This is a genomic window from Aeromonas sp. 97A (assembly GCF_051919185.1).
Lineage (GTDB): Bacteria > Pseudomonadota > Gammaproteobacteria > Enterobacterales > Aeromonadaceae > Aeromonas > Aeromonas veronii.
Map to the genome: position 1 here is coordinate 789,617 of NZ_JBQBFF010000001.1, position 24,667 is coordinate 814,283.

A 24,667-nucleotide genomic window follows, 5' to 3' on the forward strand; every position below is an offset into this window, starting at 1 on the left:
CTCCCAAGGAGCACAGCGTGTTGAATCGCTATCCGCTGTGGAAATACCTGATGGTGATCCTGGTGATCGCCATCGGTTTTCTATATGCAGCCCCCAATCTTTACGGCGAAGATCCGGCTTTGCAGGTTTCTGCCAGCCGTGGTGCCGAAGTCAAGCTAGATACTCTTGATCTGGTGAAAGAGACCCTTGAAGCGGCCAAGATCCCGGTCAAACATGCTGCATTCGAGCACGGTTTTATCCTGATCCGTTTCAAGAACACCGAAGACCAGCTGAAGGCGCGCGATATCGTTGCCAACAAGCTGGGCGACAACTTCATTACCGCACTCAACCTGGCACCTTCCACTCCCGCCTGGCTCGAAGCCATCGGTGCGGCGCCTCTGAAGCTGGGTCTTGATCTGCGCGGTGGTGTGCACTTCCTGATGGAAGTGGACATGGCCGAAGCACTGACCAAGCAGCAAGAGCAGATGGTGCAGGATTTCCGCTCCGAGCTGCGCACCCAGAAGATCCGTTACTCCGGCGTACGCCGGGTCGGAGATCAGGTGCAGGTGATCTTCCGTGACGAAGCCGATCAGGAACGCGCCGTTTCTCATCTGCGTCGTCAGAACCCTGATTTGACTTTCACTACCGAGCAGAAAGGGGATGAGTTCATCCTGCTGGCGGGTCTGAGCGAAGCCAAGATCAAGGAAGTGAAGAAGTACGCCCTCGAGCAGAACATCACCATCATCCGTAACCGGGTCAACGAACTGGGCGTGGCCGAGCCGCTGGTACAACAGCAAGGCGCCGAGCGCATTGTCGTTGAACTGCCCGGTATTCAGGATACCGCCCGCGCCAAGGAGATCCTGGGTGCAACCGCGACCCTGGAATTCCACATGGTCGATGAGACTGCCGACATCCAGGCTGCGGCCGATGGCCGTGTCCCGCCCAGCTCCAAGGTCTACAACGATCGCAATGGTCGTCCCGTGGTGCTGCAAAAGCGGGTGATCCTGACCGGTGACCACATCGTGGGAGCCCAGTCCGGTTTCGACGAGTACAGCCGTCCCCAGGTCAACATCAAGCTGGATGGCCAGGGTGGCAACAAGATGGCCAACTTTACCAAGGATAACGTCGGTAAAGGGATGGCGACCGTCTTCATCGAGTACAAGCCGGTCGGTCAACCGGGTCCGGATGGCAAGCGCAAGTTCCGCAAGCAGGAGGAAGTGATCAACGTCGCCACCATCCAGTCGCGTCTTGGCAGCCAGTTCCGTATCACAGGTATCGACAACGCCAACGAAGCCCACAACCTGGCGCTGCTGCTGCGTGCCGGTGCCCTGATCGCCCCGATCCAGATCGTGGAAGAGCGCACCATTGGCCCGAGCCTGGGTCAACAGAACATCGACAGCGGTATGGAAGCCATCGGCTGGGCCATGCTGGTGATCGTGCTGTTCATGGGGATCTACTACCGCGCGTTCGGCTGGGTTGCCAACCTGGCGCTCTGTATGAACCTGGTGTTGATTGTCGGCATCATGTCGATGATCCCGGGGGCCACGATGACATTGCCGGGTATCGCCGGTATCGTCTTGACGCTGGGTATGGCGGTGGATGCCAACGTACTGATCTACGAGCGTATTCGTGAAGAGATCCGCAACGGTCGTGGTGTTCAGCAAGCCATCCATCTGGGCTTTGATCGAGCATTCTCCACCATCGCCGACTCCAACGTGACCTCGCTGATCACCTGTGTGATCCTGTTCGGTATCGGCACCGGCGCCATCAAGGGCTTTGCCCTGACGCTGGGCATTGGTCTGACCGCCTCCATGTTTACTGCCATCACAGTTTCCCGTGCCATTATCAACCTGGCTTGGGGTGGACGGCGTATCGACAAGCTGCCCATCTGAGGATAGAGAGATGTTTCAGATTCTACATTTTGAAAAACCGATCCCGTTTATGCGCTATGCCAAGCCGGGTGTGGTTTTCTCTTCCGTGCTGATGGTGGTAGCCCTGTTCTTCCTGTTTGATAGGGGGCTGAACTGGGGCCTGGACTTTACCGGTGGTACCACCATCGAGGTGGGGTTCCAGCAGTCGGTGAGCCTGGACAAGATCCACGACGCTCTGGAAGAGCAGAAGATTGAAGGGGCAACCCTGCAACACTTTGGCTCCAGCCGTGACGTGCTGTTCCGCCTGACCCCGAAAGAGGGGGTCAAGGTAGAACAACAGGGTAACGAAGTGCTGGCGGCGGCCAAGCAGCTCGACGAGGGCGCAGTGCTCAAACGCGTCGAGTTCGTCGGCCCTTCCGTGGGTGATGAACTGGCGACAGACGGTGCGCTGGCCATGCTGGCATCCATCCTCTGTATCCTGGCCTACGTGGCAGTGCGTTTCGAATGGCGTCTGGCGCTGGGGGGCATTCTCTCCCTGGTGCACGACGTGGTGATCACGCTGGGTGTCTTTGCCTACTTCCAGTACGAGTTCGACCTGACTGTACTGGCGGCACTGATGACCCTGGTGGGTTACTCCCTGAACGATACTATCGTGGTGTTCGACCGCTTGCGGGAGAACTTCCGCAAGGTGCGTAAAGGGGATACCGAGTACATTCTGGATCTCTCCATGACCGAGACCCTGAGTCGTACCATCATCACCTCCGGCCTCACCTTTATCGTGGTGCTGGCGCTGCTGCTCAAGGGGGGGGCGCTGATCCACGGTTTTGCCGTGGCCATGGTGATCGGTGTGGCGTTCGGTACCTACTCCTCCATCTATGTGGCGAGTGCGTTTGCCATGTTCCTCGGCGTCAAGCGCGAGCACATGCTGCCCACCCAGGTAGAGAAAGAGGGTGCGGACCAACAGGAAATCCTGCCGTAACAGTGAAGAGCGCCTCATGGCGCTCTTTTCTTATCTCTGCGTGTCGTTTGCTGACGCACATGATTTAAACAACAGGAGTTTGTCATGCATCACAATCCCCGTTTTTTGGCGCTGGTTGACGGGATCCGCTCCCGCATCACCGAAACCGATGTTCACCAGATCAAGCGCTGGCAGGACGAAGGGCGCACGTTTCACCTGATCGACGTGCGGGAAGAGAGCGAGTGGGCCAAAGGCCATCTGCCCGGTGCCCGATATCTGGGTCGTGGCGTGATTGAGCGGGATATCGAGACCCAGTTCCCGGATCTTGAGACCGAGCTCTACCTCTATTGTGGTGGTGGTTTTCGCTCCATTCTGGCTGCGGACAACCTGCAACAGATGGGTTATCGCAAGGTGATCAGCGTCGACGGCGGGTTTCGCGGTTGGTGCGATGCCGGATACCCTGTCGAATCCTGATTTATTTGAGGTAGAGGGGCACAGCTACATGACAAAGCGGCAGTTGACCTTTACCATATGCGGGGTCAAGCGTAAGCGTCGGAGTGTTCATTGAACGTCAGGAAAGGGATTGGATACCTCCTCGGTATCCTGTTGTTGCTTCCCATGTGGGGTTGCAGCAGTAGCAGTCAGGTTAACACCCCCAAGGTTCCCAAGCCGCAGCCTGCTTCACTGGTGTTGGCGACCCCCCTGCAGGTCTCCTACCAGAGTGAGCTGGCGCTTGCCCGACTCGGGCAGATGCTCAGTGAAATGGAACTGACCACCGAGCAACGGGCAGAGTTGTTCTATGAGCGTGCCGTGGTGTTTGATCGGGTTGGTCTGCGTTCCCTCGCGCGGCTCGATTTCAACCGTGCCCTGCGGGAGAAACCGGATTTCGCCGAAGCCTACAACTTCATCGGCGTCTATCTGGTACAGCAGCAGAATTACGACGAAGCCTATGATGCGTTCGATTCCGCCCTCGAACTGGCGCCGGACTATGACTATGCCTATCTCAACCGTGGCATCGCCCTCTATTACGGCAACCGTCCCGAACTGGCCGCGGCCGATATGAAGCGTTTCTACGAGGCGCAGCCGGAAGACCCCTATCGGGTGATCTGGCTCTATCTGGCCGAGCAGAAACTCGACCCGTCGGCCGCCATGAGCCGGATGCGTGAGCGTCTCAACAAGTACGATGACGATGCCTGGAACTGGGATCTGGTTCGCCTCTATACCGGCGAGATCAACGCATCCCAGCTGATGGGCAACGTGGTGAAAGGGGTGAAGGATAACCGGGAGCTTGCCGAGCGCCTGTGCGAAACCTACTTCTATCTGGGCAAGTTCGAGCTGGGCAAAGGCAACCGCAAGGAAGCCATCAGCTACTTCAAGCTGGCCTTATCTAACAACGTCTATGACTTCATCGAGCACCGCTATGCGCTGCTGGAGCTGGAGTTGATGGCGCGCAAACCCTTGCCGCCAGGTGCCCAGAGCGCTCGTAACAAGGGTGATCAGCCCTCCTGAACAGCTGTCAGATAGTGGTAAAAAAGGCCTCGCGATGAGGCCTTTTTGTTGGGCGAATGGCGGTTTACTCCACCAGGCTCATGCCGGGGATCTGGCGCCAGTAGCCGTTGCAGTCGCTTCCTTGCTGCAAGGAGAGGGGGGCCTGGCCCTGCCGGTTGGCTTTGAAGCAGGCCAGCATCTCCAGCGTCTCCATCCCTTGCGGCGAAAGCCTGACCACATCTACCAGACCTTCCATACCAGCCAGCTCGTTACCCAGGTTGTAGCAGTAACCGGACTGGGTCTGGATCCCGTTGAGATTGAACACCCGTTGCCCCTCGCGGCTGTTGGCCAGTCGTCCGGTGGGGTAGTTGATGCAGGCGAGCTCGCAGTTGTCTTTCGGTTTGTCGAGGGAGCGGGCGGTGAAGCAGCGCGCCGAGTAGGCGAGCGGCAGATGGCCGTAGGCAAACACCTCCACCTCAAATTGGTTGCGCAGGGGGCCCAGATCTTGATTGAGCTGGATCAGCCAGTCACGGGAGAGCTCCACCGGCATGACCCAGCGTTTCATCCCCTGTTTAAGCAGCATGCGCAGCACATCGGCGTTATAGGCGTTGATGGCGGGGCCACAGACGAAGGGGATCCCTGCCTCCCAGGCGAGTTGCACCGTACCGAGATCGTTGGCTTCGACCATAAGATCGCCATTGTCGACCAGTCGCTTCACCTCCTTGAGCTCGGAAGGGGCGGAGATAAGGGCGAGGGTCGAGAGCACCACCTGCTTGCCGGAGCTGGCCACCTGACGGGCCAGTGCAATCCAGTCATCGACTTTGAGTTCGCGCCGCTTGCTGCAGACTGTCTCCCCCAGATAGATGATGTCGGCCTGACTGTCGGCGGCGGCATGGTAAAAGGCTTCGGTATCGGCTTTGGGCCAGTAGAAGAGCAGAGGCCCGAGAGAAAATTGCATGGGTGGACTCCTTATTGCCACTGACGATGGTAGGCGCCGAGGGTAGTCTGGCTACCTTCGGAGACGCGGGCGAGCTGGGCATCCCACTCGGCTTTGACCTGATAGGCTTCGGGATTGGCCTGATAGGCATCGATGGCCGCACGCCAGACCCGGGTCACTTGCTCCACATAGGCGGGGCTGCGTTGGCGCCCTTCAATCTTGACCGACTGGATCCCGGTCTTGAACAGCTCGGGCAGGAGACCCAGGGTATTGAGACTGGTGGGCTCTTCCAGCGCGTGGTAGGTCTGGCCATCCACGTCGAAACGCCCCTTGCACAGGGTCGGATAGCCAGCATTTTCGCCCGGGCCATAGCGGTCGATCAGCACCTCGTTGAGCCGCGACTCGAGACCATTCGGGGTCTCTTCCCAGCGGACGAACTTGGCCGGTGAGCAGGCGCCGACGGTGTTGGGACTCTCGCCAGTCATGTAGGAGGAGAGATAGCAGCGCCCCTCGGCCATGATGCAGAGGCTGCCAAAGGCGAATACCTCAAGGCCAACATCGGTTTCGCGGGCCAGCTGCTTGACCTGATGCATTGAGAGCACCCGGGGCAGCACCACCCGTGTGACATTGAATTGCTGCTGATAGAAGCGAATGGCGGCGGCATTGGTGGCGCTGGCCTGCACCGAGACATGGAGTTCCATCTCGGGGTAGTGGCGGCTGGCATATTCCAGCACGGCGAGATCGGCGATGATTAACGCATCGGCGCCGAGGGCTACCCCGCGATCAACCGCCTGTTTCCATCGAGTATCGGCCCCGGGATGGGCAAAGGTATTGATAGCAATATGCAGCTTGCGACCATGTTGATGCACATAATCCACCGCCTTCTCCAGTTTGCTGTCGGTAAAGTTGAGACCGGCAAAGTGGCGGGCATTGGTGTCATCCTTGAAACCGATATAAACGGCATCGGCCCCGTTATCCACGGCGGTTTTCAGTGCCGGCAAACTGCCTGCCGGACAGAGTAATTCCATTGGTACGCTCCGAGAGTGCATATGAAGGGCAAACGAGCCCTGATTGTATGCAGCCATGCACACCCGCTTTTTGACCTGAGGCAGCTTTGTGTGGCTTTACCCTTCTTGAGGTAACCCTGCACAAGTTTGATTTCCAACAGGATCTTGCCACTCTCCCTGTGTTTGAATGCGCAAAAAAGGGAGTCTATCGTGTTTCAACAACTGCAACGCCGCCTGGTCGAACAGGCTCCGCGCTTCTTGCGCCATCCCCTCAAGCTTGTTCCCTTCAATCTGCAAAAGCAGCTGATGGAGAGTTTGCTGGCCCGGGTTTTCAAAGAGGCTATCGAAGATGGCGATTTCGAGTTTCTGGCAGACAAGTGGCTGAAAGTCGACGTCTCTGATCTGGAGCTGTGCTGGTTTATCAGTGAGCAGAATGGCCAGCTGGTGGTGGCTCGCGAGTGTGACAAGGCCGATGTCTGCTTCAGCGGTACCGCCAACGACCTGATCCTGATTGCCGGTCGCAAAGAGGATCCGGATTCGCTCTTTTTCCAGCGCAAGCTGAAGATAGAAGGGGATACCGAACTGGGTCTTGAGGTGAAAAACCTGATGGACAGTCTGGATCTCGATGGCTTGCCAAGCCTGATGAAGTATCCCTTGATGGATCTGGCGACGTTTATCGAACGCGCCCGTACCGCGTCAGCGCAGGCTCCGGTGCAGACGGCGCCGGGCGGGATCCCGTCTTAAGTGGGCAATCACCCCATGGGCATGGCGACGATAATGGTGCCGTGCCCAGAGGCAGCGACAGGCCCACAGACAGGGCAGCAAGGCGATGAGTGCCGCAGGGGCGGGCAGCTGTGACATGGCCAGCCCCGCAGCCAGCCAGATAAAGGGTTGCGCTTCATACAGCCACTCCGGCTGTAGCCAGCGTTTGCTCGGAAAGATAATCAGATCGGTACGTCGGTAGCTGGAGCGCATCATCCAGGTCACCGCACCGGCGATAAACAGCAAGGCGCCAGCAAACCAGAGCAGGGGCTGTTCACTCAACGTAATAATGGCAATGGCTGCCAGCAGGTAGAGGCTGGGCAATCTCTCATAGATAAAGGGAGGAAGCATGGCGTGGTGTCTCCTGTGCGTTTATCGGATATCCATCAAGTTTAGTCCCCCCCTCTCACTTCCCTCATGCTGGTTTGTTATACAAACAGGTGGTTTTGTTCTGAAATGGCTCGGCTTTTACGGTGCCAACATCGTGTTCTCTTATGTTACAATTGCGCGCCATTTTTGACTGAAGATTGACTGGGCATGTTGGATCAGATTCGTATCGTTTTGGTAAACACCTCTCATACCGGCAACATGGGGTCTGCGGCACGCGCCATGAAGACCATGGGGTTGACCCAGCTGGTATTGGTTGATCCGCAAGCCTTGCCGGATGACAATGCCTTCGCCCTGGCGGCTGGTGCCAGCGATGTGCTTGCCAATGCCCGTATCGTCCCGACTCTGGATGACGCGATCGCCGATTGTGGTCTGGTGATTGGCACCAGCGCCCGTTCTCGAACCCTGAGCTGGCCCATGCTCGATCCCCGTGAGGCCGGCGAAAAGTCGGTGGTTGAGGGGATGCAGCACCCGGTCGCGCTGGTGTTTGGCCGTGAACGCACCGGTCTCACCAACGACGAATTGCAAAAGTGCCACTACCACGTGGCCATTCCGGCCAATCCTGATTACAGCTCTCTCAATCTGGCCATGGCGGTGCAGACCCTCTGTTACGAAGTGCGGATGCGCTGGCTGCAGGGGCAGGCCGCCGAGCCTGAAGATGAGATGGCCTATCCGAGTGCCGCCCAGCTGGAAGGGTTCTATCAGCACCTGGAACAAACCCTGATGAAGACCGGTTTTATTGCCGATGACCATCCGGGTCATGTAATGAGCAAGCTGCGTCGCCTGTTCAATCGGGCTCGGCCGGAAGCAGCTGAGCTCAACATTCTGCGCGGTATTCTGACCTCGGTGCAGAAAGCGCGCGTACCGGATTAATCCGACTGATTTACTCAACCATATACTTGACTGATTTGGTCGGGTATGTGACCATGTGCCCCATTAAATTGCTTCGCAAGACGGTAAGGCACATGAGACTGACTTCAAAAGGACGTTACGCTGTAACCGCCATGCTCGACGTGGCGCTGCATGCAGAGCAGGGGCCCGTCCCCCTTGCCGATATTTCCGAGCGCCAGGGCATCTCGTTGTCCTATCTCGAGCAGCTCTTTGCCCGCCTGCGCAAACATGGTCTGGTGAGCAGCGTGCGTGGCCCGGGCGGTGGTTATCGCCTCGGGTTGGCCCCAGGCGAGATTTCGGTTGGTCAGGTGATCACCGCGGTCGATGAGTCGGTCGATGCAACCAAGTGCCTCGGCAAGGGCGGTTGCCACGGCGGTACCCAGTGCCTGACTCACTCCCTGTGGCGCGACCTGAGTGAGAGGATCTCCAGCTTCCTCGGGGATATCACGCTGGCAGAGCTGGTACGCCAGGCCGATGTGCGCCGCATTGCCGGCAAGCAAGATGAACAAATGAAGACCGTGTTGTCCCTGGTTGATCGGGCAGAACACGGCGATGTGAGCTTGAAAGTCCAACTATAAACGTGCTTTCCACAGCGGGACTCTGTATGACCCGGACTGTGACGGAGAAAAACATGAAACTGCCTATTTACCTTGATTATTCGGCAACCTGTCCGGTGGACCCGCGTGTTGCAGAAAAAATGATGCAGTGTCTCACCATGGATGGTCTGTTCGGCAATCCGGCTTCCCGTTCTCACCGCTTTGGCTGGCAAGCCGAAGAGGCGGTGGATCTGGCCCGTAATCAAGTGGCAGATCTGATCGGTGCCGATCCCCGCGAGATCGTCTTCACTTCCGGTGCGACCGAATCCAATAACCTGGCCATCAAGGGTGTTGCCCACTTCTATGCCAGCAAGGGCAAGCACATCATCACCTCCAAGACCGAACACAAGGCGGTGCTCGATACCTGTCGCCAGCTGGAGCGTGAAGGGTTCGAGGTGACCTATCTTGAGCCGATGCCAAACGGCCTGTTCACTATCGAGATGATCGAGAATGCCATGCGTGATGACACCATCCTGGTCAGCATCATGCATGTGAACAACGAAATCGGCGTGGTTCAGAACATTGCCGCCATCGGCGAGTTGTGCCGTTCCCGCAAGATCCTGCTGCACGTGGATGCCGTTCAGAGTGTGGGCAAGATCCCGGTAGATGTGGAAGCACTGAAAGTGGATCTGCTCTCCGTCTCTGCGCACAAGGTGTATGGTCCGAAAGGGATCGGTGCACTGTTTGTTCGCCGCAAACCCCGCGTTCGTCTGGAAGCCCAGATGCACGGTGGCGGCCACGAGCGCGGCATGCGTTCCGGTACTCTGCCGACCCACCAGATCGTCGGGATGGGCGAAGCTTTCCGCATCGCCAAAGAAGAGATGGTGAGTGAAGGCGAGCGTATCTTGGCACTGCGTCAGCGTCTGTGGAATGGCATCAAGGACATTGAAGCCGTCTACATCAATGGCGATCTGGATCAGCGTGTTCCGGGCAACCTCAACGTCAGCTTTGCCTATGTGGAAGGGGAATCCCTCATCATGGCGCTGAAAGATTTGGCGGTCTCTTCCGGTTCGGCCTGTACTTCCGCCAGCCTGGAACCTTCCTATGTGCTGCGCGCACTGGGTCTGAACGACGAGCTGGCGCACAGCTCCATCCGTTTCAGCATGGGTCGCTTCACCACCGAGGAAGAGATTGACTACGCGGTCAAGCTTATTCGTGACTCCATCGGTCGTCTGCGCGAGATGTCCCCCCTGTGGGAGATGTACAAAGACGGCGTCGATCTGAACACGGTCGAATGGGCTCATCACTGATCCACTGGGTCAGTGAGCAACAGAATTAGCAGGAGTGAGATATGGCTTACAGTGAAAAAGTAATCGACCACTACGAGAATCCTCGCAACGTCGGTGGTTTCGACAAGAATGATCCCAGCGTTGCAACCGGCATGGTCGGTGCGCCCGCTTGTGGCGACGTGATGAAGCTGCAATTGAAGATCAGCGACGAAGGCATCATCGAAGATGCCAAGTTCAAGACCTACGGTTGCGGTTCTGCCATCGCCTCCAGCTCCCTAGTGACCGAATGGGTCAAGGGCAAGACCCTGGACGAAGCTGCTGGCATCAAGAACACCGATATCGCCGAAGAGCTGGCTCTGCCACCGGTGAAGATCCACTGCTCCATTCTGGCCGAGGACGCCATCAAGGCAGCCATCGCCGATTACAAGCAGAAGAAAGGTCTCTAAGCGCCGGAGAGCAGTATGGCTATTACCATGACAGATGCCGCCGCGGCACGGGTTTCCTCTTTTCTGGCTAACCGGGGCAAGGGCATTGGCCTGCGCCTCGGCGTCAAAACCACCGGCTGCTCCGGTCTGGCCTACGTGCTTGAGTTCGTTGATGAACTGACCGATGAGGATCAGGTGTTTGAGCAGCAGGGCGTCAAGATTATTGTCGATGCCAAGAGCCTGATCCATCTGGATGGCACCGAGCTGGATTTCGTCAAGGAGGGCCTCAACGAGGGCTTCCAGTTCAATAATCCCAACGCCAAAGGCGAGTGTGGTTGCGGCGAAAGCTTCAGTGTCTGAGATGTTTGACGTCAATGATCCTTCGTCTGTGGTTGAGCGGGTCGCCCATGACCCGTTCAACCACATCTCATTTGCCAGGGGCGAGTGAGGTTGTGGCGAACGTTTCCAAGAGGTTTGCATGAATCATTTCGAGCTGTTTGGGCTGGTTGAAGGCTTCGAGCTCGATACCCGTCAGTTGGCTGATACCTACCGCCAGCTGCAAACCCAATTCCATCCTGATCGTTTTGCCACCGCCCCCGAACGGGAGCAGCTGGCTGCTGTGCAACGTGCCGCCCAGATCAATGAAGCATTCACCACCCTCAAGGCGCCGCTACGCCGTGCAGAATATCTGCTCTCCCTGCGTGGCACCGATATCCGTGGTGAACAGCAGACCCTGCAAGATACCGCATTTCTGATGCAGCAGCTGGAGTGGCGCGAGCGTCTGGCCGATCTGAAAGATGACGCCGACCCTGAGCGCGCCATCAAGGATTTTCGCAGCGAGATCAGGCATGATCACCAGATGTTGATGCAGCAGCTGACCGAGTCTCTTGCCGCCGGCAAAGATCTCGTTGCCGCTGATTGCGTTCGCAAACTCAAGTTTGTCGACAAGCTCCTCGAAGAGCTGGAACGATTCGAAGACTCGCTTCTCGAGTCTTGATCCTTTAACGCTGGAAGTTTCATTACCCATGGCATTACTGCAAATCGCCGAACCCGGCCAGAGCGCTGTTCCTCATCAGCACAAACGTGCCGTCGGCATCGATCTTGGCACCACCAACTCTCTCGTCGCTGCGGTTCGCAGTGGTCACGCCGATACCCTTTGCGATGAGCAAGGGCGCGACCTGCTCCCGTCAGTGGTGCACTATCAAAACGACGCCATTCGAGTCGGAATTGATGCCAAGCGCGAAGCGGCGCTCGATCCTCACAACACCATCGTCTCGGTCAAACGGATGATGGGCAAGGCGCTGGCCGATATCGATACCCGCCAGCAGCCCTACCAGTTCATCGCTGCCGACAATGGCATGCCGCAACTGCAAACCCGTCAGGGGCTGGTCAATCCGGTACAGGTCTCGGCCGAAATTCTCAAAAAGCTGGCCGAACGTGGCGCCCAGACACTCGGGGGCGATCTCGATGGCGTGGTCATTACCGTGCCCGCCTATTTCGATGATGCCCAGCGTCAGGGCACCAAGGATGCGGCCCGTCTGGCCGGTCTGCACGTGCTGCGGCTGCTCAACGAGCCGACCGCGGCTGCTATTGCCTATGGCCTTGACTCCGGTCAGGAAGGGGTGATCGCGGTTTACGATCTGGGGGGCGGCACCTTCGATATCTCCATCCTGCGTCTGCACCGCGGTGTGTTTGAAGTGATGGCGACCGGCGGCGATTCCGCCCTCGGCGGTGATGATTTTGATCACCTGCTGGCGGACTGGATCAAGGAGCAGGCGGGCCTCTCCGGTGAGCTGGATGCCCATCTGCAGCGCGAGCTGCTGGATGTGGCCGCGGCCGTCAAACACGGCCTGACCGATGCCGAGCAAGTGGCGTGCACCTTTGCTGGCTGGCAGGGTTCAGTGAGCCGCAGCCAGTTTGATGAACTCATCACCCCGCTGGTGAAACGGACCTTGCTGGCTTGTCGCCGCGCCCTGCGCGATGCCGGTCTCGAGCAGGTGGAAGTGCTGGAAGTGGTGATGGTCGGTGGCTCCACCCGGGTGCCGCTGGTGCGTGAACTGGTGGGCGAGTTCTTCCAGCGTACGCCGCTGACCAGTATCGATCCTGACAAGGTGGTCGCCATTGGCGCCGCCATCCAGGCCGATATTCTGGTGGGCAACAAGCCCGATGCCGAGATGCTGCTGCTGGACGTTATCCCCTTGTCGCTGGGTCTGGAGACCATGGGTGGTCTCGCCGAGAAAGTGATCCCGCGCAACACGACCATTCCGGTTGCCCGCGCCCAGGAGTTCACCACCTTCAAGGATGGTCAGACCGCCATGGCCATTCACGTGGTACAGGGTGAGCGCGAGTTGGTGGCCGATTGCCGCTCCCTGGCCCGCTTTACCCTGACTGGTATTCCGCCGATGGCAGCCGGCGCCGCCCATATTCGCGTCACCTTCCAGGTGGATGCGGATGGTCTGCTCTCGGTCAGCGCCATGGAGAAATCTTCCGGCGTGCAGGCCGAGATCCAGGTCAAGCCCTCTTACGGGCTGGCGGAGCAGGATATCCTCAACATGCTGAGTGCCTCCATCGAGAACGCCCAGCAGGATATGGATGCCCGCATGCTGGCCGAGCAGCAGGTTGAAGCCGACCGGGTGGTCGAGAGTCTCAATGCGGCGCTGGCCGCCGATGGCGATGCCCTGCTCAATGCTGCCGAGCGTGCCGAGATTGATGCCGCCATCGCCCATCTGCTGACCATACGCAACAGCGGCGCAACCCATCAAATCAAAGAAGCCATTGAGGCAGCCGATGCTGTCAGTGGCGAGTTTGCAGCCCGCCGGATGGACGCCTCCATCCGCAAGGTGCTGACCGGACAAAACGTCAACAAGGTGTAATATGCCAAAACTGATCATTCTTCCTCATCCCGTACTCTGTCCGGATGGCGCCGCCCTCGAGGGGCAAAGCGGCGAGACCATTCTGGATGTGGCGCTGCGCAACGGTATCGAAATCGAGCACGCCTGCGAGAAATCCTGTGCCTGCACCACCTGCCACTGCGTTGTGCGCGAAGGTTTCGACTCGCTCGAGCCGAGCGACGAGCTGGAAGACGACATGCTGGACAAGGCGTGGGGGCTGGAGCCGGAATCCCGTCTCAGCTGCCAGGCAAAACTGGCGGACGAGGATCTGGTGGTGGAACTGCCCAAGTACACCCTGAACCTTGCCTCTGAACGCCATTAATTACACATGAGTGAATTGCACGTGCAGCATCCTGTGGTGCTTCAGTGATATGGTGGAAGGCCGTGACCCTCGTGGGCACGGCCTTTTTTGTATTCGTTATTCTCTCTTTGCCAATAAGCTCTTTCCCATAAAGAGTGCTTATACATAGTGCCAGTAAAAAGGAAGCAAACACGATGGCTGACATGATGAAGGTAGCGTTATCCACCCAGGCTGCGGCCGCCTATTGGGGCGAGGGCGCCCAGCTCAGTTTCAATGGCGACGAGGCACTGATCCATCTTGGTGCCGCCGGTCAGGAGAAGGATGTTCTGCGCACCGTTCAGCGCGCCGCCCGTCGCCTCGAATCGAGCGGGATCAAGCGGGTGACGCTGGTCGGTGAAGGCTGGGATCTGGAGCGTCGCTATGCGTTCGCCCAGGGGTTCTACGCCGCCAAGGGAGCGCGTGAACTGGATTTTGGCCAGCAGAGCAACGCGGAAGCCCGTGAACTGGATGCGCTGCTCAAGGCGGCTCGCTGGGTACGTGACATCACCAATGGCTGTCCGGAAGAGATCTACCCCATGAGTCTGGCGGAATCGGCCCTGTTGCTCATTCGTGGTCTGGCTGGGGATCAGGTTACTGCCCGCATCACCGCCGGTGAAGCGCTGCGCGAGTCCGGCCATATCGGGATCTGGTCGGTTGGCCGTGGCAGCGAGCGCGAGCCTGTGCTGCTGGAGCTCGACTACAACCCGACCGGTGATCGCAATGCGCCCGTGGTGGCGGCGCTGGTGGGCAAGGGGATCACTTTTGATTCCGGTGGCTACTCCATGAAGTCCTCTGACAACATGCTGCCGATGAAGTCCGATATGGGCGGCGCGGCCATGGTGACCGGCGCGCTGGCGCTGGCTATCAGCCGCGGTCTGAACCAGCGGGTGAAGCTCATTCTCTGCTGCGCCGAGAACCTGGTCTCCGGCCACGCCTTCAAGCTGGGCGACATCCTCACTTACAAGAATGGGGTTTCGGTCGAGATCCAGAACACCGATGCGGAAGGTCGTCTGGTGCTGGCCGATGGCCTGATGGCGGCCTCCGACAGCGGTGCGGCTTATATCCTTGACGCAGCCACCCTGACCGGCGCCGCCAAGATGGCGCTGGGGCGCGATTATAATGCGGTGTTTGCCCTCGATGAGACCGAACAGCTGCGTGTGCTGGCCGCTGCCAAGGTGGAAAACGAACAGGCGTGGGCGCTGCCGCTGGAGCCCTGGCATGCCAGCCAGCTCACCTCGGCCTTTGCCGATCTGGGCAACGTCGCCTCGGCAGAGGGCACGGCCGGTGCCACCACGGCTGCTGCGTTTCTCTCCCGCTTCGTGCGCGATGAGGGCAAGGGCTGGGTGCACCTGGATCTGGCAGCCTCTTATCAGAAATCGGGCAATGATCTCTGGGCGACCGGCGCCAAGGGGCACGGTCTGCGTACCATCGCCCGCTGGCTGCAGGAGGTGACCGCATGAATGTCTGGCTGAGTCGTGAATTTGCACCGGCCGAGTGGGGGGAGGGGGCGCTGCTCTCTCACCGTGCCGACGGCATGGTGATCCATCTGGTGACGGCCAATCCGCTGCTCGATATCCAGCAGGCGGCCCGTCGCCTTTGCCAGCAGGGGGTCCAGAAAGTGACCCTGGCTGGTCACTGGGAGCGTGAACAACAGTGGGCTTTTGCCCAAGGGCTGCAAACCCCCAAGGCGGAGGTGCAACTGCAGTGGGCCATGTCCTCGGAAGAGGACAGAGAGGAGCTGGAAGCGCGTTGGCTCTGCGGCCGCTGGGTGCGCGAGATGACCAATGCCACCCCGGAGCAGTTGGGCCCGCTGGAGCTGGCGGTGGAAGCTGCCTCCTTTATAACCGAGCTGGCGCCGGACAAGGTGAGTCATCGCATTTTGAAAGGCGAAGCGCTGCAACAGGCGGGCTGGGTCGGCCTTTACCAAGTGGGCCGCGGCAGTGCGCGCGAACCGGTATTGCTGGAGCTCGACTTCAACCCGGGGCGTGACCCCAAGGCGCCGGTGGCGGCAGCGCTGGTGGGCAAGGGGATCACCTTTGACTCCGGCGGCTACTCCATGAAGAGCTCCGAGGGGATGCTCACCATGAAGTGCGACATGGGTGGTGCGGCGATTGTCACCGGTGCGCTGGCGCTGGCTATGCTGCGCGGGCTCGACAAGCGGGTGAAGCTGATCCTCTGCTGCGCCGAGAACCTGGTCTCCGGCCACGCCTACAAGCTGGGCGACATCCTCACCTACAAGAACGGCACCACGGTCGAGATTGTGAATACCGATGCCGAGGGGCGGCTGGTGCTGGCCGACGGCCTGCAACTGGCGAGCGAGTCCGGCGCACCGCTGATCATCGATGCCGCGACCCTGACCGGCGCAGCCGTGATGGCGCTGGGTGGGCGCTACAATGCTCTGTTCGGCCTCGACAAAGGGTTGGTAAGCCGCGCCATGACCTATGCCGATGCTGAGCATGAGCCTGCCTGGCCGCTGCCGCTGGAGCCCTGGCACCGCCAGCAGTGCCCCTCCCATTACGCCGACACGGCCAACAGCCGTCCGGTGAAGGGGGGCGGGCCGGGTGGCGCCTCCAACGCTGCGGGTTTCCTCTCCCGTTTCGTTGCCAACGAGGGGATGGGCTGGTTGCATATCGATCTGGCCGCCTGCTTCAGTGACAACGGCGATGCCCTCTGGGCGCCGGGAGCCAATACCCTGGGGATGCGCACCATAGCGCGGGCCTTGCTGGCGGAAGCCAAATAGGCGAGACAAGGCACCTTCGGGTGCCTTTTTCATGCTGTTCGAATTGTGAACAAAAGATGGGGTTTTGGCGGCTTAAGGTAACTATCGTGCGCAAGCGCACATATTTTCCGGCTCTGCTCGGTCAAGATGAGTATGGATGTTGATTGCAAGGGAGTGATGTTTAATAAAAAGTTGCTTGTTTGTGTGTTTTTCCGGTTTTTGTTTACGTATAATCGCCAGCGAACATGGATTCTAACAATAAAACTCTGTAGTTAAGGAAAGATATCAATGGCCATCGAACGTACCTTCTCTATCGTCAAACCGGATGCTGTCAGCAAGAACCTGATCGGTGCCATCTATAGCCGTTTCGAAAGCGCAGGCTTGAAAGTGGTGGCATCCAAAATGCTGCACATGAGCAGTGAACAGGCTGCCGGTTTCTATGCCGAGCATCAGGGCAAGCCTTTTTATGACAATCTGGTCAGCTTCATGACCTCTGGCCCTGTCATGGTGCAGGTGCTGGAAGGGGAAGACGCCATCCGTCGCAATCGCGAGATCATGGGGGCTACCAACCCGAAAGAGGCGCTGGCTGGTACCTTGCGTGCCTGTTATGCCGAGAGCATCGATCGCAACGCAGTGCATGGCTCTGATGCTCCGGCATCCGCTGCCCGCGAAATTGCCTACTTCTTCTCTGACAACGAGATCTGCCCGCGCGGCTGATTTTTGTGGATGATGACCCAAGGGAGCCTCGGCTCCCTTTGTTGTTTTCGCTGTTTACGCAATATCCCTCTATTCTCCAGGTGGAAAGCCAGACCCATTATTTGTACAATGCCGCCCCCTGACGTCGTCAGCCAATAATTGATGAAGTGTTTGAACTGAGGCCATTGATGAGCGAAACAAAAATCAACCTGCTGGATCTTGATCGGGATGCCATGCGTGCCTTTTTCGTCGAACTGGGCGAGAAGCCATTCCGGGCAGATCAGGTCATGAAGTGGATCTATCACTTTGGGTGTGATGATTTCGATCAGATGACCAATGTCAACAAGGTGCTCAAAGAGCGCCTCAAGGCGATCGCCGAGATCAAGGCGCCCGAGATCAGCCGCGAGCAGCGCTCTGCCGATGGCACCATCAAGTGGGCCCTGCAGGTGGGTGATCAGGAGGTAGAGACCGTCTACATCCCGGAAGATGACCGCGCGACCCTCTGCGTCTCCTCTCAAGTTGGCTGTGCGCTGGAGTGCAAGTTCTGCTCCACGGCTCAACAAGGCTTCAACCGCAATCTGAAAGTCTCCGAGATCATCGGTCAGGTGTGGCGTGCGGCCCGTGTGGTCGGTGGCAAGCGTCCCATCACCAACGTGGTGATGATGGGGATGGGCGAGCCGCTGCTTAACCTCGCCAACGTGGTGCCTGCCATGCGTCTGATGATGGATGACTACGGCTTTGGCATCTCCAAACGCCGGGTGACCATCTCCACCTCTGGCGTGGTACCTGCGCTGGACAAGCTGGGTGACCAGATCGACGTGGCGCTGGCTATCTCCCTGCACGCCCCGAACGACAAGTTGCGTTCAGAGATCATGCCGATCAACGACAAGTACAACATCGAGGAGTTCCTCGCCGGTGTCCGTCGTTACCTGGCCAAATCCAATGCCAACGGTGGTCGGGTGACCGTCGAGTATGTGCTGCTCGATCATATCAATGACGATATGCAGCATGCTCACGAGCTGGCCAAGGTGCTCAAGGACACTCCGAGCAAGATCAACCTGATCCCGTTCAACCCCTTCCCAGGCAACCCTTACGGCAAGCCGAGCAACAGCCGTATCGATCGCTTTTCCAAGGTGCTGATGGAGTACGGTTTCACCGTGATTGTCCGCAAGACCCGTGGTGATGACATCGATGCCGCCTGTGGTCAGCTGGTGGGTGACGTGATTGACCGTACCAAGCGAACTATCAAAAATCGGATGCAACAGGATGGGATTTCCGTCAAAATGGTTTAAATGCTAAGCCATTGTATAGACAGGGAATGGATACACGTACATTGATCGTAGTGGCAGCGCTCTGCGCGCTGCCAGGCTGTGTGACCGAGACCACTTACGCTGGCCAGAACTCGACCCAGCGTGAAGTGGGTCCTGACCTCAAGGCGGCTGCCCAAACCCGCCTCGACCTGGGTATCCAGTACCTGCGTCAGGGCAATGCCGAGCAGGCCAAGTTCAATCTTGACCGCGCCCTCCAGTATGACCCCTCCAACCCCCAGACCCAGATCGGTTTTGCCTACTTTTACCAGAAGGTAGGAGATTTCAAGGCAGCCGAGACCCATTACAAGAACGCACTTGCCATGGATCCGTCCAATGCTGACGCAATGAACAACTATGGTGCCTTCCTCTGTGATCGCGGCAGGTATGCCGAGGCAGATCAGGCGTTCAACCAGGCTGTTATTCAGCCAGGCTATGTAAAAATTGCCGATACCTATGAAAATGCGGCACTTTGTGCGCTGCAAAATCGCAGAAATGATAAAGCAGGCGAGTACTATCGCCTGGCCTTGGGGTATAATCCCCGCAATCCAGGGTTATTGCTGGACTTGGCCGAGCTTTCCATGAAAGATGGCAAGCTGCCTGATGTGCAGTCCTACCTCGCCCGTTTTGCCGATGTGTCAGACGAGAACGAGGAGAGTCTCTGGTTGAGACTTCGGCTGGCACAGGCGATGGACAAGCCGGCATTACTTCACCAATTCGGGACTGAGCTGGTAAGGCAATATCCCACTTCGCAACAAGCCAAGCGTTATTTAGCCAATGACTATTGAACAGCAACACGATTTCCAAGACGACTCCCAGGCAGTAGGCCCAGGCCAATTGCTGCGCAACGCCCGTGAACAGCTTGGCTGGACACGAGAACAGGTTGCGTCCCGCATTCACCTTCGTCTGACCCTGATCGCCGCTATCGAATCGGATACCTACGACAAGCACACCTCCCATACCTTTATTCGGGGCTATCTGCGTACCTATGCCAAGCTGGTCGGGATCCCCGACGAGACCATTCTGGCTGCTTACGACAAGCTGGGTCTGACTCCTCCCGACAATATCGACATGCAGAGCTTCTCCCGTCGCTCCCGCCAGCAAGCCAACGACAGTCGGCTCAAGGTGGTGACCTGGCTGGTGATCCTGGTGTTGATTGCGCTCTCGGTCGCCTGGTGGTGGCAGAGTACTTCCCGTCGCTCCGCCGGTGATGAAGCGCTGGCAGCCACCGAGATGAGTGCAACCAGTTCGACTCCGGCTGAACCTGCTATCACGCCGCCCGATGTGATCAACACCGCCCCGGTGGAAGGCGCAGCCATCGCACCGGCCGCCACGGACGTGACTGCTCCTGCAGTGATCTCCGATGCGACGGCTACCCTGGCGCCTGCTTCTGCGGCTGTTGCCCCGAGCGATGTCAGCGCGGCTGTCGGCACTGCGACCGATGCAGCAGTATCCGGTGCCAATGGCACTGAATCTGAAGAGGCTGTCGTTGATCCGGCGACTGCGCCGCAACTGAAGATGAGCTTCACCGCCGATTGCTGGCTGGATGTGAAGGATGCTAACGGCAAGACCCTGTTCAGTGGTCTGAAGAAGGCCAACGACGAGCTGGTGCTGGAAGGCGCCGAGCCCCTGAAGTTCATCATTGGCGCGCCCATGGCCGTCAAGCTTGACTACAAGGGTCAGTCGTTTGATATGAGCCGTTACAACAACGGTCGTACAGCCCGCTTCTCACTGCCGCAGGAGTAATCTGTTTCCCATGTCTTCTCACGAATCACCCATCATTCGTCGTAAATCCAGACAGATCATGGTTGGTAATGTACCGGTTGGGGGCGATGCCCCCATTACCGTGCAGACCATGACCAACACCAAGACCACAGATGTCGCCGCCACCATCGAGCAGATCCAGCGGATCGAGCGGGTCGGTGCCGATATCGTCCGTGTCTCCGTGCCCACCATGGAAGCGGCGGAAGCCTTCCGGCTGATCAAACAGCAGACCCGCATCCCCATCGTTGCCGATATCCACTTCGACTATCGCATCGCCCTGAAAGTGGCCGAGTACGGTGCCGACTGCCTGCGTATCAACCCGGGCAACATCGGCAACGAGCAGCGGGTGCGCTCGGTGGTCGATTGCGCGCGCGACCTCAATATCCCGATCCGTATCGGGGTCAATGGCGGGTCGCTGGAGAAAGATATCCAGGAGAAGTACGGCGAGCCGACCCCCGAAGCGCTGGTAGAGTCCGCCATGCGTCACGTGGACTACCTCGATCGCCTCGACTTTCAGGACTTCAAGGTGAGCGTCAAGGCCTCCGATGTGTTCCTGGCCGTCGGTGCCTATCGCCTGCTGGCCAAGCAGATCGAGCAGCCGCTGCACCTTGGCATCACCGAAGCGGGCGGTTTCCGTGCCGGCGCGGTGAAGTCTGCTATTGGTCTGGGCATGCTGCTCACCGACGGCATCGGCGATACCCTGCGTATCTCGCTGGCGGCGGATCCGGTGGAGGAGGTGAAGGTCGGTTTCGATATCCTCAAATCCCTGCGTATTCGCTCCCGTGGCATCAACTTTATCGCTTGCCCATCCTGCTCACGGCAGGAGTTCGATGTGATCGCTACCGTCAATGCACTGGAAGAGCGGCTCGAAGACATCATCACCCCGATGGATGTTTCCATCATCGGCTGTGTGGTGAATGGGCCGGGCGAAGCGCTGGTCTCCGACCTTGGTCTGGCCGGTGCCGCCAACAAGAGTGCCTTCTATGAAGGGGGCCAGCGGGTCGATCGGCTCGACAACAAGGATCTCATTCCAACTCTGGAGCGCCGCATTCGCGCCCGCGCCGCCATGCTGGATCCCGCCAACCGGATCCCGATGGACAAGGAGTGAGCGAAACAGGGCCACATTGGGTGGCCCTTTTTCCAGGTGACTGATTTTAAATCCCGCATCCGGATTCCCTGATTTTACCTTGGGGGGAAAATCCCTATAATGCGGCCAAATTTTACCTCTTTTTCTCGAGTATCAACGTGGCAAAACAGATCCAAGCTATTCGCGGTATGAATGATTGCCTGCCGGAGCAGAGCCCGGTATGGCAGAAGGTTGAACAGATCCTGCGCCAGGTCGTTGCCAGCTATGGCTACAGCGAAGTGCGCATGCCGATTGTCGAGCAGACTCATCTGTTCAAGCGCGCCATCGGTGAAGTGACCGACGTGGTCGAAAAAGAGATGTACACCTTTGAAGACCGTAACGGCGACAGCCTGAGCCTGCGTCCGGAAGGGACCGCCAGCTGCGTCCGTGCCGGTATCGAACACGGTCTGCTCTACAACCAGGAACGCCGGATGTGGTACATGGGCCCCATGTTCCGTCACGAGCGTCCCCAGAAGGGCCGTTACCGCCAGTTCCATCAGTTCGGTGTCGAGCTGTTTGGCATCAACGGGCCGGACATTGACGCTGAGCTGATCATGCTGACCCACCGTCTGTGGCGTCTGTTTGGCATCAGCGAGCATGTCACCCTGCAGCTCAACACCTTGGGTCAGAGCGCCGAGCGTGCCGCTTACCGCGATGCGCTGGTGGCCTATCTGGAGCAGTACAAGGAGCAGCTGGACGAAGAGAGCCAGCGCCGCATGTACAGCAACCCGCTGCGGGTGCTCGATTCCAAGGATGAAAAGGTGCAGGCCATTTTGGCGGGTGCCCCGCGTCTGTTCGACCATCTGGGCGAAGAGAGCCTGGCCCACTTCGAGGGGCTCAAGCGCCTGCTCGAGTCTGCCGGTATCAAATACGAAGTGAACGAGCGTCTGGTGCGTGGTCTTGACTACTACAACCTGACCGTGTTCGAGTGGGTCACCAGCAGTCTGGGTGCCCAGGGCACCGTCTGTGCCGGTGGCCGCTACGATGGTCTGGTAGAGCAGCTGGGCGGTCAACCGACCCCGGCCGTGGGCTTTGCCATGGGCATGGAGCGTCTGGTGCTGATGCTGGAAACTCTCGAGCTCAACGCCGATATCCGCCCGGCGGTGGATGTCTATCTGGCGATGGTGGGCGAGGGGACCGAACAGGCTGGCTTTCAGCTGGCCGAGCGTCTGCGCGATGCCCTGCCGGACCTGCGCCTCATGAGCCACTGCGGTGGTGGCAACTTCAAGAAACAACTCAAACGTGCCGACAAGAGCGGCGCGGCAATCGCCCTGATCCTTGGTGAGACCGAGGTGCAAAACGGGGAGATCACTATCAAATATCTGCGTGGTCAGGCCGAGCAACAGACCGTCAAGGTTGACGCCGCCATTGCCCTGCTGGCAGCCAAAGGAGAGTAAGCTGTGGAAGTCTATACCACCGAAGAACAACAGGTTGAGGTTATCAAGGAGTGGTGGAAAGAGAACGGAACCTCGGTGATTGCCGGGACCGTGATCGGTCTGGTCGGTCTGTTCGGCTGGCGCTATTACAACCAGCACCAGCAAGAGACCATGGAGGCCTCCTCCCACTCTTACAACCAGGTGATTGAGCAGCTGGCCAAGGGCGATGCCGCCGGTTTCGAGCAGGCACAGCAGTTTGTCACCGCCAACAAGGGTGACTCCTACGGTGAACTGGCCGCGTTGCAACTGGCTGCCGCTGCCGTCAAGGCGGGCAAGCTGGATCTGGCTGTCGAGCAGCTGGAGCTGGTGGCGACCACGGGTGACGAGAGCATTCGTCCCATCGCGGCGCTGCGTCTGGCCCGTGTGCTGAATGATCAGGGCAAGGCAGATGAAGCGCTGGCCAAGCTGGCGACCATCCAGAATGAGGCCTTCAAGGCGCAGGTAGCCGAAGCCCGTGGTGATGTGCTGCAAAAGCAGGGCAAGACCGAAGAGGCTCGTGATGCCTATCAGGCGGCGGCGGATGCCGGCGGCCTGCAGGGTAGCGCCGAGCTCAAGCTGAAAATGGACGATCTGGCCCTGCCGGCCGTTGCGACTGGTGAGGCACCGGATGCGTAATCTATTCAAGATGGTGGCGCTGGGGGCTGCGGTCTCCTTCGCTCTGCAGGGTTGCTCCCTGTTCAGTTCCGAAGAGGATCTCAACCCGATGGCGCCGCTGCCCAAGGTTGAATCTGCCTTCACGGCCGACACCGCATGGTCATCAACTGTGGGTGATGGCATCGGTGACTTCTACTCCCAGCTAAAGCCGGTGGTGGAAGAGGATCGCATCTACGCGGCGGCTCGTGACGGCGATGTCAGCGCCTTTGACCGTGCCAGTGGTGATCGCCTCTGGAGTGTCGATCTGGCTGACCTGCCGGTCAACGCCGACAAGCGCAGCGCCCGCCTCTCGGGTGGTCTGGTCTCCCGTTACGGCAAGCTGTTCCTCGGCTCCGAGAACGGGGGGGTTTACGCCCTGAACGAAGAGAATGGCGAAGTGCTGTGGCAGACCAATGTGCCCGGCGAAGTGGTGGCAAGCCCTGCGGTGGAAGATGGCCGCGTGGTGGTGTTGACCACCTCCGGTCGCTTGATTGCGCTCGATGCCGACGAAGGCAAGATGCAGTGGTCGCTCTCCGAAGAGCAGCCGCCACTGACCCTGCGCAGTGCCGGTGCACCGGTGATCACCAACGGCGCCGTGATTTACGGTCGTGCCGATGGCAAGGTGGGCATCGCCCTGCTGAGCAACGGCCAGCCTGTGCGCCAGTCCAAGGTGGCTGATCCGCGCGGTGCCACCGAGCTGGACCGCATGGTTGACGTCGATGCCAGCCCGCTGATTGCCGGTGATGAGCTCTACGCCATCGCCTACAACGGTCAGCTGATGGCGCGCAAACTGATGACCGGCGATGAAGTGTGGAAGCGCAAGTATTCCGGCTATCGCGATCTGGCGATGACCGGTAATGCCATCGTGCTGACCGACAGCCGCAGCCATCTGTTTGCCATCGACCGTCGCAACGGTCTGGAGCTGTGGTCCAACACCCAGCTGGAAAATCGTACCGTCACTGCACCAGTCATCTTCGGTGACTATGTGGTGGTGGGTGATGTGGAAGGATACCTGTATTGGCTTGATCGTACCGACGGTACCATCAAGGCGATGCAGCAGCTCGATAGCAGTGGTCTCTATGCCGCCCCGCTGGTGGATGGCGAGACCCTGTATGTGCAGAGCCGTGACGGCAAGTTGTACGCCCTCAAGCGTCCTTGATCGTCCGATAATGTGAATATCCGGCTCCTGGTCTTCGGACCCGGAGCCTTTGTCGTCTTGAGAATG

At 58.8% G+C, this 24,667-nt stretch carries 26 protein-coding genes; 23 read left to right on the forward strand and 3 right to left on the reverse strand.

Features of this window, described 5'->3' with window-relative positions; genetic code table 11:
- The first annotated feature begins 17 nt into the window (after positions 1–17).
- From secD to nlpI, 4 genes are all read left to right on the forward strand, one after another.
- On the forward strand, positions 18–1,871 hold the full coding sequence (secD, locus tag ACTG27_RS03565; RefSeq protein ID WP_005337324.1) for a protein translocase subunit SecD: 1,854 nt from the start codon (positions 18–20) through the stop codon (positions 1,869–1,871).
- A 10-nt stretch (positions 1,872–1,881) separates the two neighbouring features.
- The gene (gene secF / locus ACTG27_RS03570; RefSeq protein WP_005337322.1) at positions 1,882–2,829 is read left to right on the forward strand and encodes a protein translocase subunit SecF; all 948 of its coding nucleotides are present in this window, start codon (positions 1,882–1,884) and stop codon (positions 2,827–2,829) included.
- Positions 2,830–2,913: 84 nt separating this feature from the next.
- Positions 2,914–3,282 (forward strand): rhodanese-like domain-containing protein, encoded by a 369-nt coding sequence (locus ACTG27_RS03575; RefSeq protein ID WP_019446086.1) that lies wholly within the window; start codon positions 2,914–2,916, stop codon positions 3,280–3,282.
- A 90-nt stretch (positions 3,283–3,372) separates the two neighbouring features.
- The gene (gene nlpI / locus ACTG27_RS03580; protein WP_005351017.1) at positions 3,373–4,317 is read left to right on the forward strand and encodes a lipoprotein NlpI; all 945 of its coding nucleotides are present in this window, start codon (positions 3,373–3,375) and stop codon (positions 4,315–4,317) included.
- Positions 4,318–4,381: 64 nt separating this feature from the next.
- Here the strand turns inward: nlpI and ACTG27_RS03585 are convergent, their stop codons facing one another.
- The gene (locus ACTG27_RS03585; RefSeq protein ID WP_139731969.1) at positions 4,382–5,254 is read right to left on the reverse strand and encodes a U32 family peptidase; all 873 of its coding nucleotides are present in this window, start codon (positions 5,252–5,254) and stop codon (positions 4,382–4,384) included.
- An 11-nt stretch (positions 5,255–5,265) separates the two neighbouring features.
- A complete protein-coding gene (ubiU, locus tag ACTG27_RS03590; protein WP_042080116.1) occupies positions 5,266–6,261 on the reverse strand; it encodes a ubiquinone anaerobic biosynthesis protein UbiU in 996 nt (331 codons plus the stop codon).
- 189 nt (positions 6,262–6,450) lie between these two features.
- On the opposite strand from ubiU, the gene ubiT reads away from it, so the two are divergent.
- The gene (ubiT, locus tag ACTG27_RS03595) at positions 6,451–6,984 is read left to right on the forward strand and encodes a ubiquinone anaerobic biosynthesis accessory factor UbiT (RefSeq protein WP_439979108.1); all 534 of its coding nucleotides are present in this window, start codon (positions 6,451–6,453) and stop codon (positions 6,982–6,984) included.
- Here ubiT and ACTG27_RS03600 read toward each other — a convergent pair.
- A complete protein-coding gene (locus ACTG27_RS03600) occupies positions 6,937–7,353 on the reverse strand; it encodes a hypothetical protein (protein WP_123172865.1) in 417 nt (138 codons plus the stop codon). The genes ubiT and ACTG27_RS03600 overlap by 48 nt on opposite strands.
- Positions 7,354–7,539: 186 nt before the next feature.
- Here ACTG27_RS03600 and trmJ point away from each other — a divergent pair, with 186 nt between their 5' ends.
- The 18 genes from trmJ (at position 7,540) to bamB (ending at position 24,601) form a co-directional block, all read left to right on the forward strand.
- Positions 7,540–8,262 carry a tRNA (cytosine(32)/uridine(32)-2'-O)-methyltransferase TrmJ gene (gene trmJ, locus ACTG27_RS03605; protein ID WP_005359790.1) on the forward strand — a complete coding sequence of 241 codons (723 nt, stop codon included), beginning with the start codon at positions 7,540–7,542 and terminating at the stop codon, positions 8,260–8,262.
- A 92-nt stretch (positions 8,263–8,354) separates the two neighbouring features.
- Entirely contained in the window at positions 8,355–8,858 is a 504-nt protein-coding gene (gene iscR / locus ACTG27_RS03610) for a Fe-S cluster assembly transcriptional regulator IscR (protein WP_026035025.1), read from the forward strand.
- 53 nt (positions 8,859–8,911) lie between these two features.
- Positions 8,912–10,126, forward strand: a complete 1,215-nt coding sequence (locus tag ACTG27_RS03615) for an IscS subfamily cysteine desulfurase (RefSeq protein WP_021229687.1) — start codon at positions 8,912–8,914, stop codon at positions 10,124–10,126.
- Positions 10,127–10,167: 41 nt separating this feature from the next.
- The gene (gene iscU / locus ACTG27_RS03620) at positions 10,168–10,551 is read left to right on the forward strand and encodes a Fe-S cluster assembly scaffold IscU (RefSeq protein ID WP_005333813.1); all 384 of its coding nucleotides are present in this window, start codon (positions 10,168–10,170) and stop codon (positions 10,549–10,551) included.
- A 15-nt stretch (positions 10,552–10,566) separates the two neighbouring features.
- Positions 10,567–10,890, forward strand: a complete 324-nt coding sequence (gene iscA / locus ACTG27_RS03625) for an iron-sulfur cluster assembly protein IscA (protein WP_005333812.1) — start codon at positions 10,567–10,569, stop codon at positions 10,888–10,890.
- 118 nt (positions 10,891–11,008) lie between these two features.
- On the forward strand, positions 11,009–11,527 hold the full coding sequence (hscB, locus tag ACTG27_RS03630) for a co-chaperone HscB (protein ID WP_042013204.1): 519 nt from the start codon (positions 11,009–11,011) through the stop codon (positions 11,525–11,527).
- Between the two features lie 28 nt (positions 11,528–11,555).
- Positions 11,556–13,403 (forward strand): Fe-S protein assembly chaperone HscA, encoded by a 1,848-nt coding sequence (hscA, locus tag ACTG27_RS03635; RefSeq protein WP_368167021.1) that lies wholly within the window; start codon positions 11,556–11,558, stop codon positions 13,401–13,403.
- A gap of 1 nt (position 13,404) precedes the next feature.
- Positions 13,405–13,743 (forward strand): ISC system 2Fe-2S type ferredoxin, encoded by a 339-nt coding sequence (fdx, locus tag ACTG27_RS03640; RefSeq protein WP_005333808.1) that lies wholly within the window; start codon positions 13,405–13,407, stop codon positions 13,741–13,743.
- Positions 13,744–13,916: 173 nt separating this feature from the next.
- Positions 13,917–15,221, forward strand: coding sequence for an aminopeptidase PepB (gene pepB / locus ACTG27_RS03645; protein ID WP_439979109.1), 1,305 nt, complete (start codon positions 13,917–13,919; stop codon positions 15,219–15,221).
- Positions 15,218–16,501 (forward strand): aminopeptidase PepB, encoded by a 1,284-nt coding sequence (pepB, locus tag ACTG27_RS03650; protein ID WP_439979110.1) that lies wholly within the window; start codon positions 15,218–15,220, stop codon positions 16,499–16,501. The genes pepB (ACTG27_RS03645) and pepB (ACTG27_RS03650) overlap by 4 nt, the downstream gene beginning before the upstream one ends.
- A gap of 267 nt (positions 16,502–16,768) precedes the next feature.
- A complete protein-coding gene (gene ndk / locus ACTG27_RS03655) occupies positions 16,769–17,197 on the forward strand; it encodes a nucleoside-diphosphate kinase (protein ID WP_005333805.1) in 429 nt (142 codons plus the stop codon).
- 167 nt (positions 17,198–17,364) lie between these two features.
- On the forward strand, positions 17,365–18,468 hold the full coding sequence (locus ACTG27_RS03660) for a bifunctional tRNA (adenosine(37)-C2)-methyltransferase TrmG/ribosomal RNA large subunit methyltransferase RlmN (RefSeq protein ID WP_005344856.1): 1,104 nt from the start codon (positions 17,365–17,367) through the stop codon (positions 18,466–18,468).
- A gap of 11 nt (positions 18,469–18,479) precedes the next feature.
- On the forward strand, positions 18,480–19,271 hold the full coding sequence (gene tapF / locus ACTG27_RS03665; protein ID WP_106844530.1) for a PilW family type IVa pilus biogenesis/stability lipoprotein TapF: 792 nt from the start codon (positions 18,480–18,482) through the stop codon (positions 19,269–19,271).
- Positions 19,261–20,229: a cytoskeleton protein RodZ gene (gene rodZ, locus ACTG27_RS03670; RefSeq protein WP_106844529.1), complete on the forward strand. Its 969-nt coding sequence runs from the start codon at positions 19,261–19,263 to the stop codon at positions 20,227–20,229. Before tapF ends, rodZ begins: the two co-directional genes overlap by 11 nt.
- Before the next feature lie 10 nt (positions 20,230–20,239).
- Entirely contained in the window at positions 20,240–21,355 is a 1,116-nt protein-coding gene (gene ispG / locus ACTG27_RS03675) for a flavodoxin-dependent (E)-4-hydroxy-3-methylbut-2-enyl-diphosphate synthase (protein WP_005333801.1), read from the forward strand.
- A gap of 137 nt (positions 21,356–21,492) precedes the next feature.
- Positions 21,493–22,770: a histidine--tRNA ligase gene (hisS, locus tag ACTG27_RS03680; protein ID WP_005351051.1), complete on the forward strand. Its 1,278-nt coding sequence runs from the start codon at positions 21,493–21,495 to the stop codon at positions 22,768–22,770.
- Between the two features lie 3 nt (positions 22,771–22,773).
- Positions 22,774–23,424: a YfgM family protein gene (locus ACTG27_RS03685; protein ID WP_040066512.1), complete on the forward strand. Its 651-nt coding sequence runs from the start codon at positions 22,774–22,776 to the stop codon at positions 23,422–23,424.
- On the forward strand, positions 23,417–24,601 hold the full coding sequence (gene bamB, locus ACTG27_RS03690) for an outer membrane protein assembly factor BamB (RefSeq protein ID WP_439979112.1): 1,185 nt from the start codon (positions 23,417–23,419) through the stop codon (positions 24,599–24,601). The genes ACTG27_RS03685 and bamB overlap by 8 nt, the downstream gene beginning before the upstream one ends.
- The last annotated feature ends 66 nt before the right edge of the window (positions 24,602–24,667 follow it).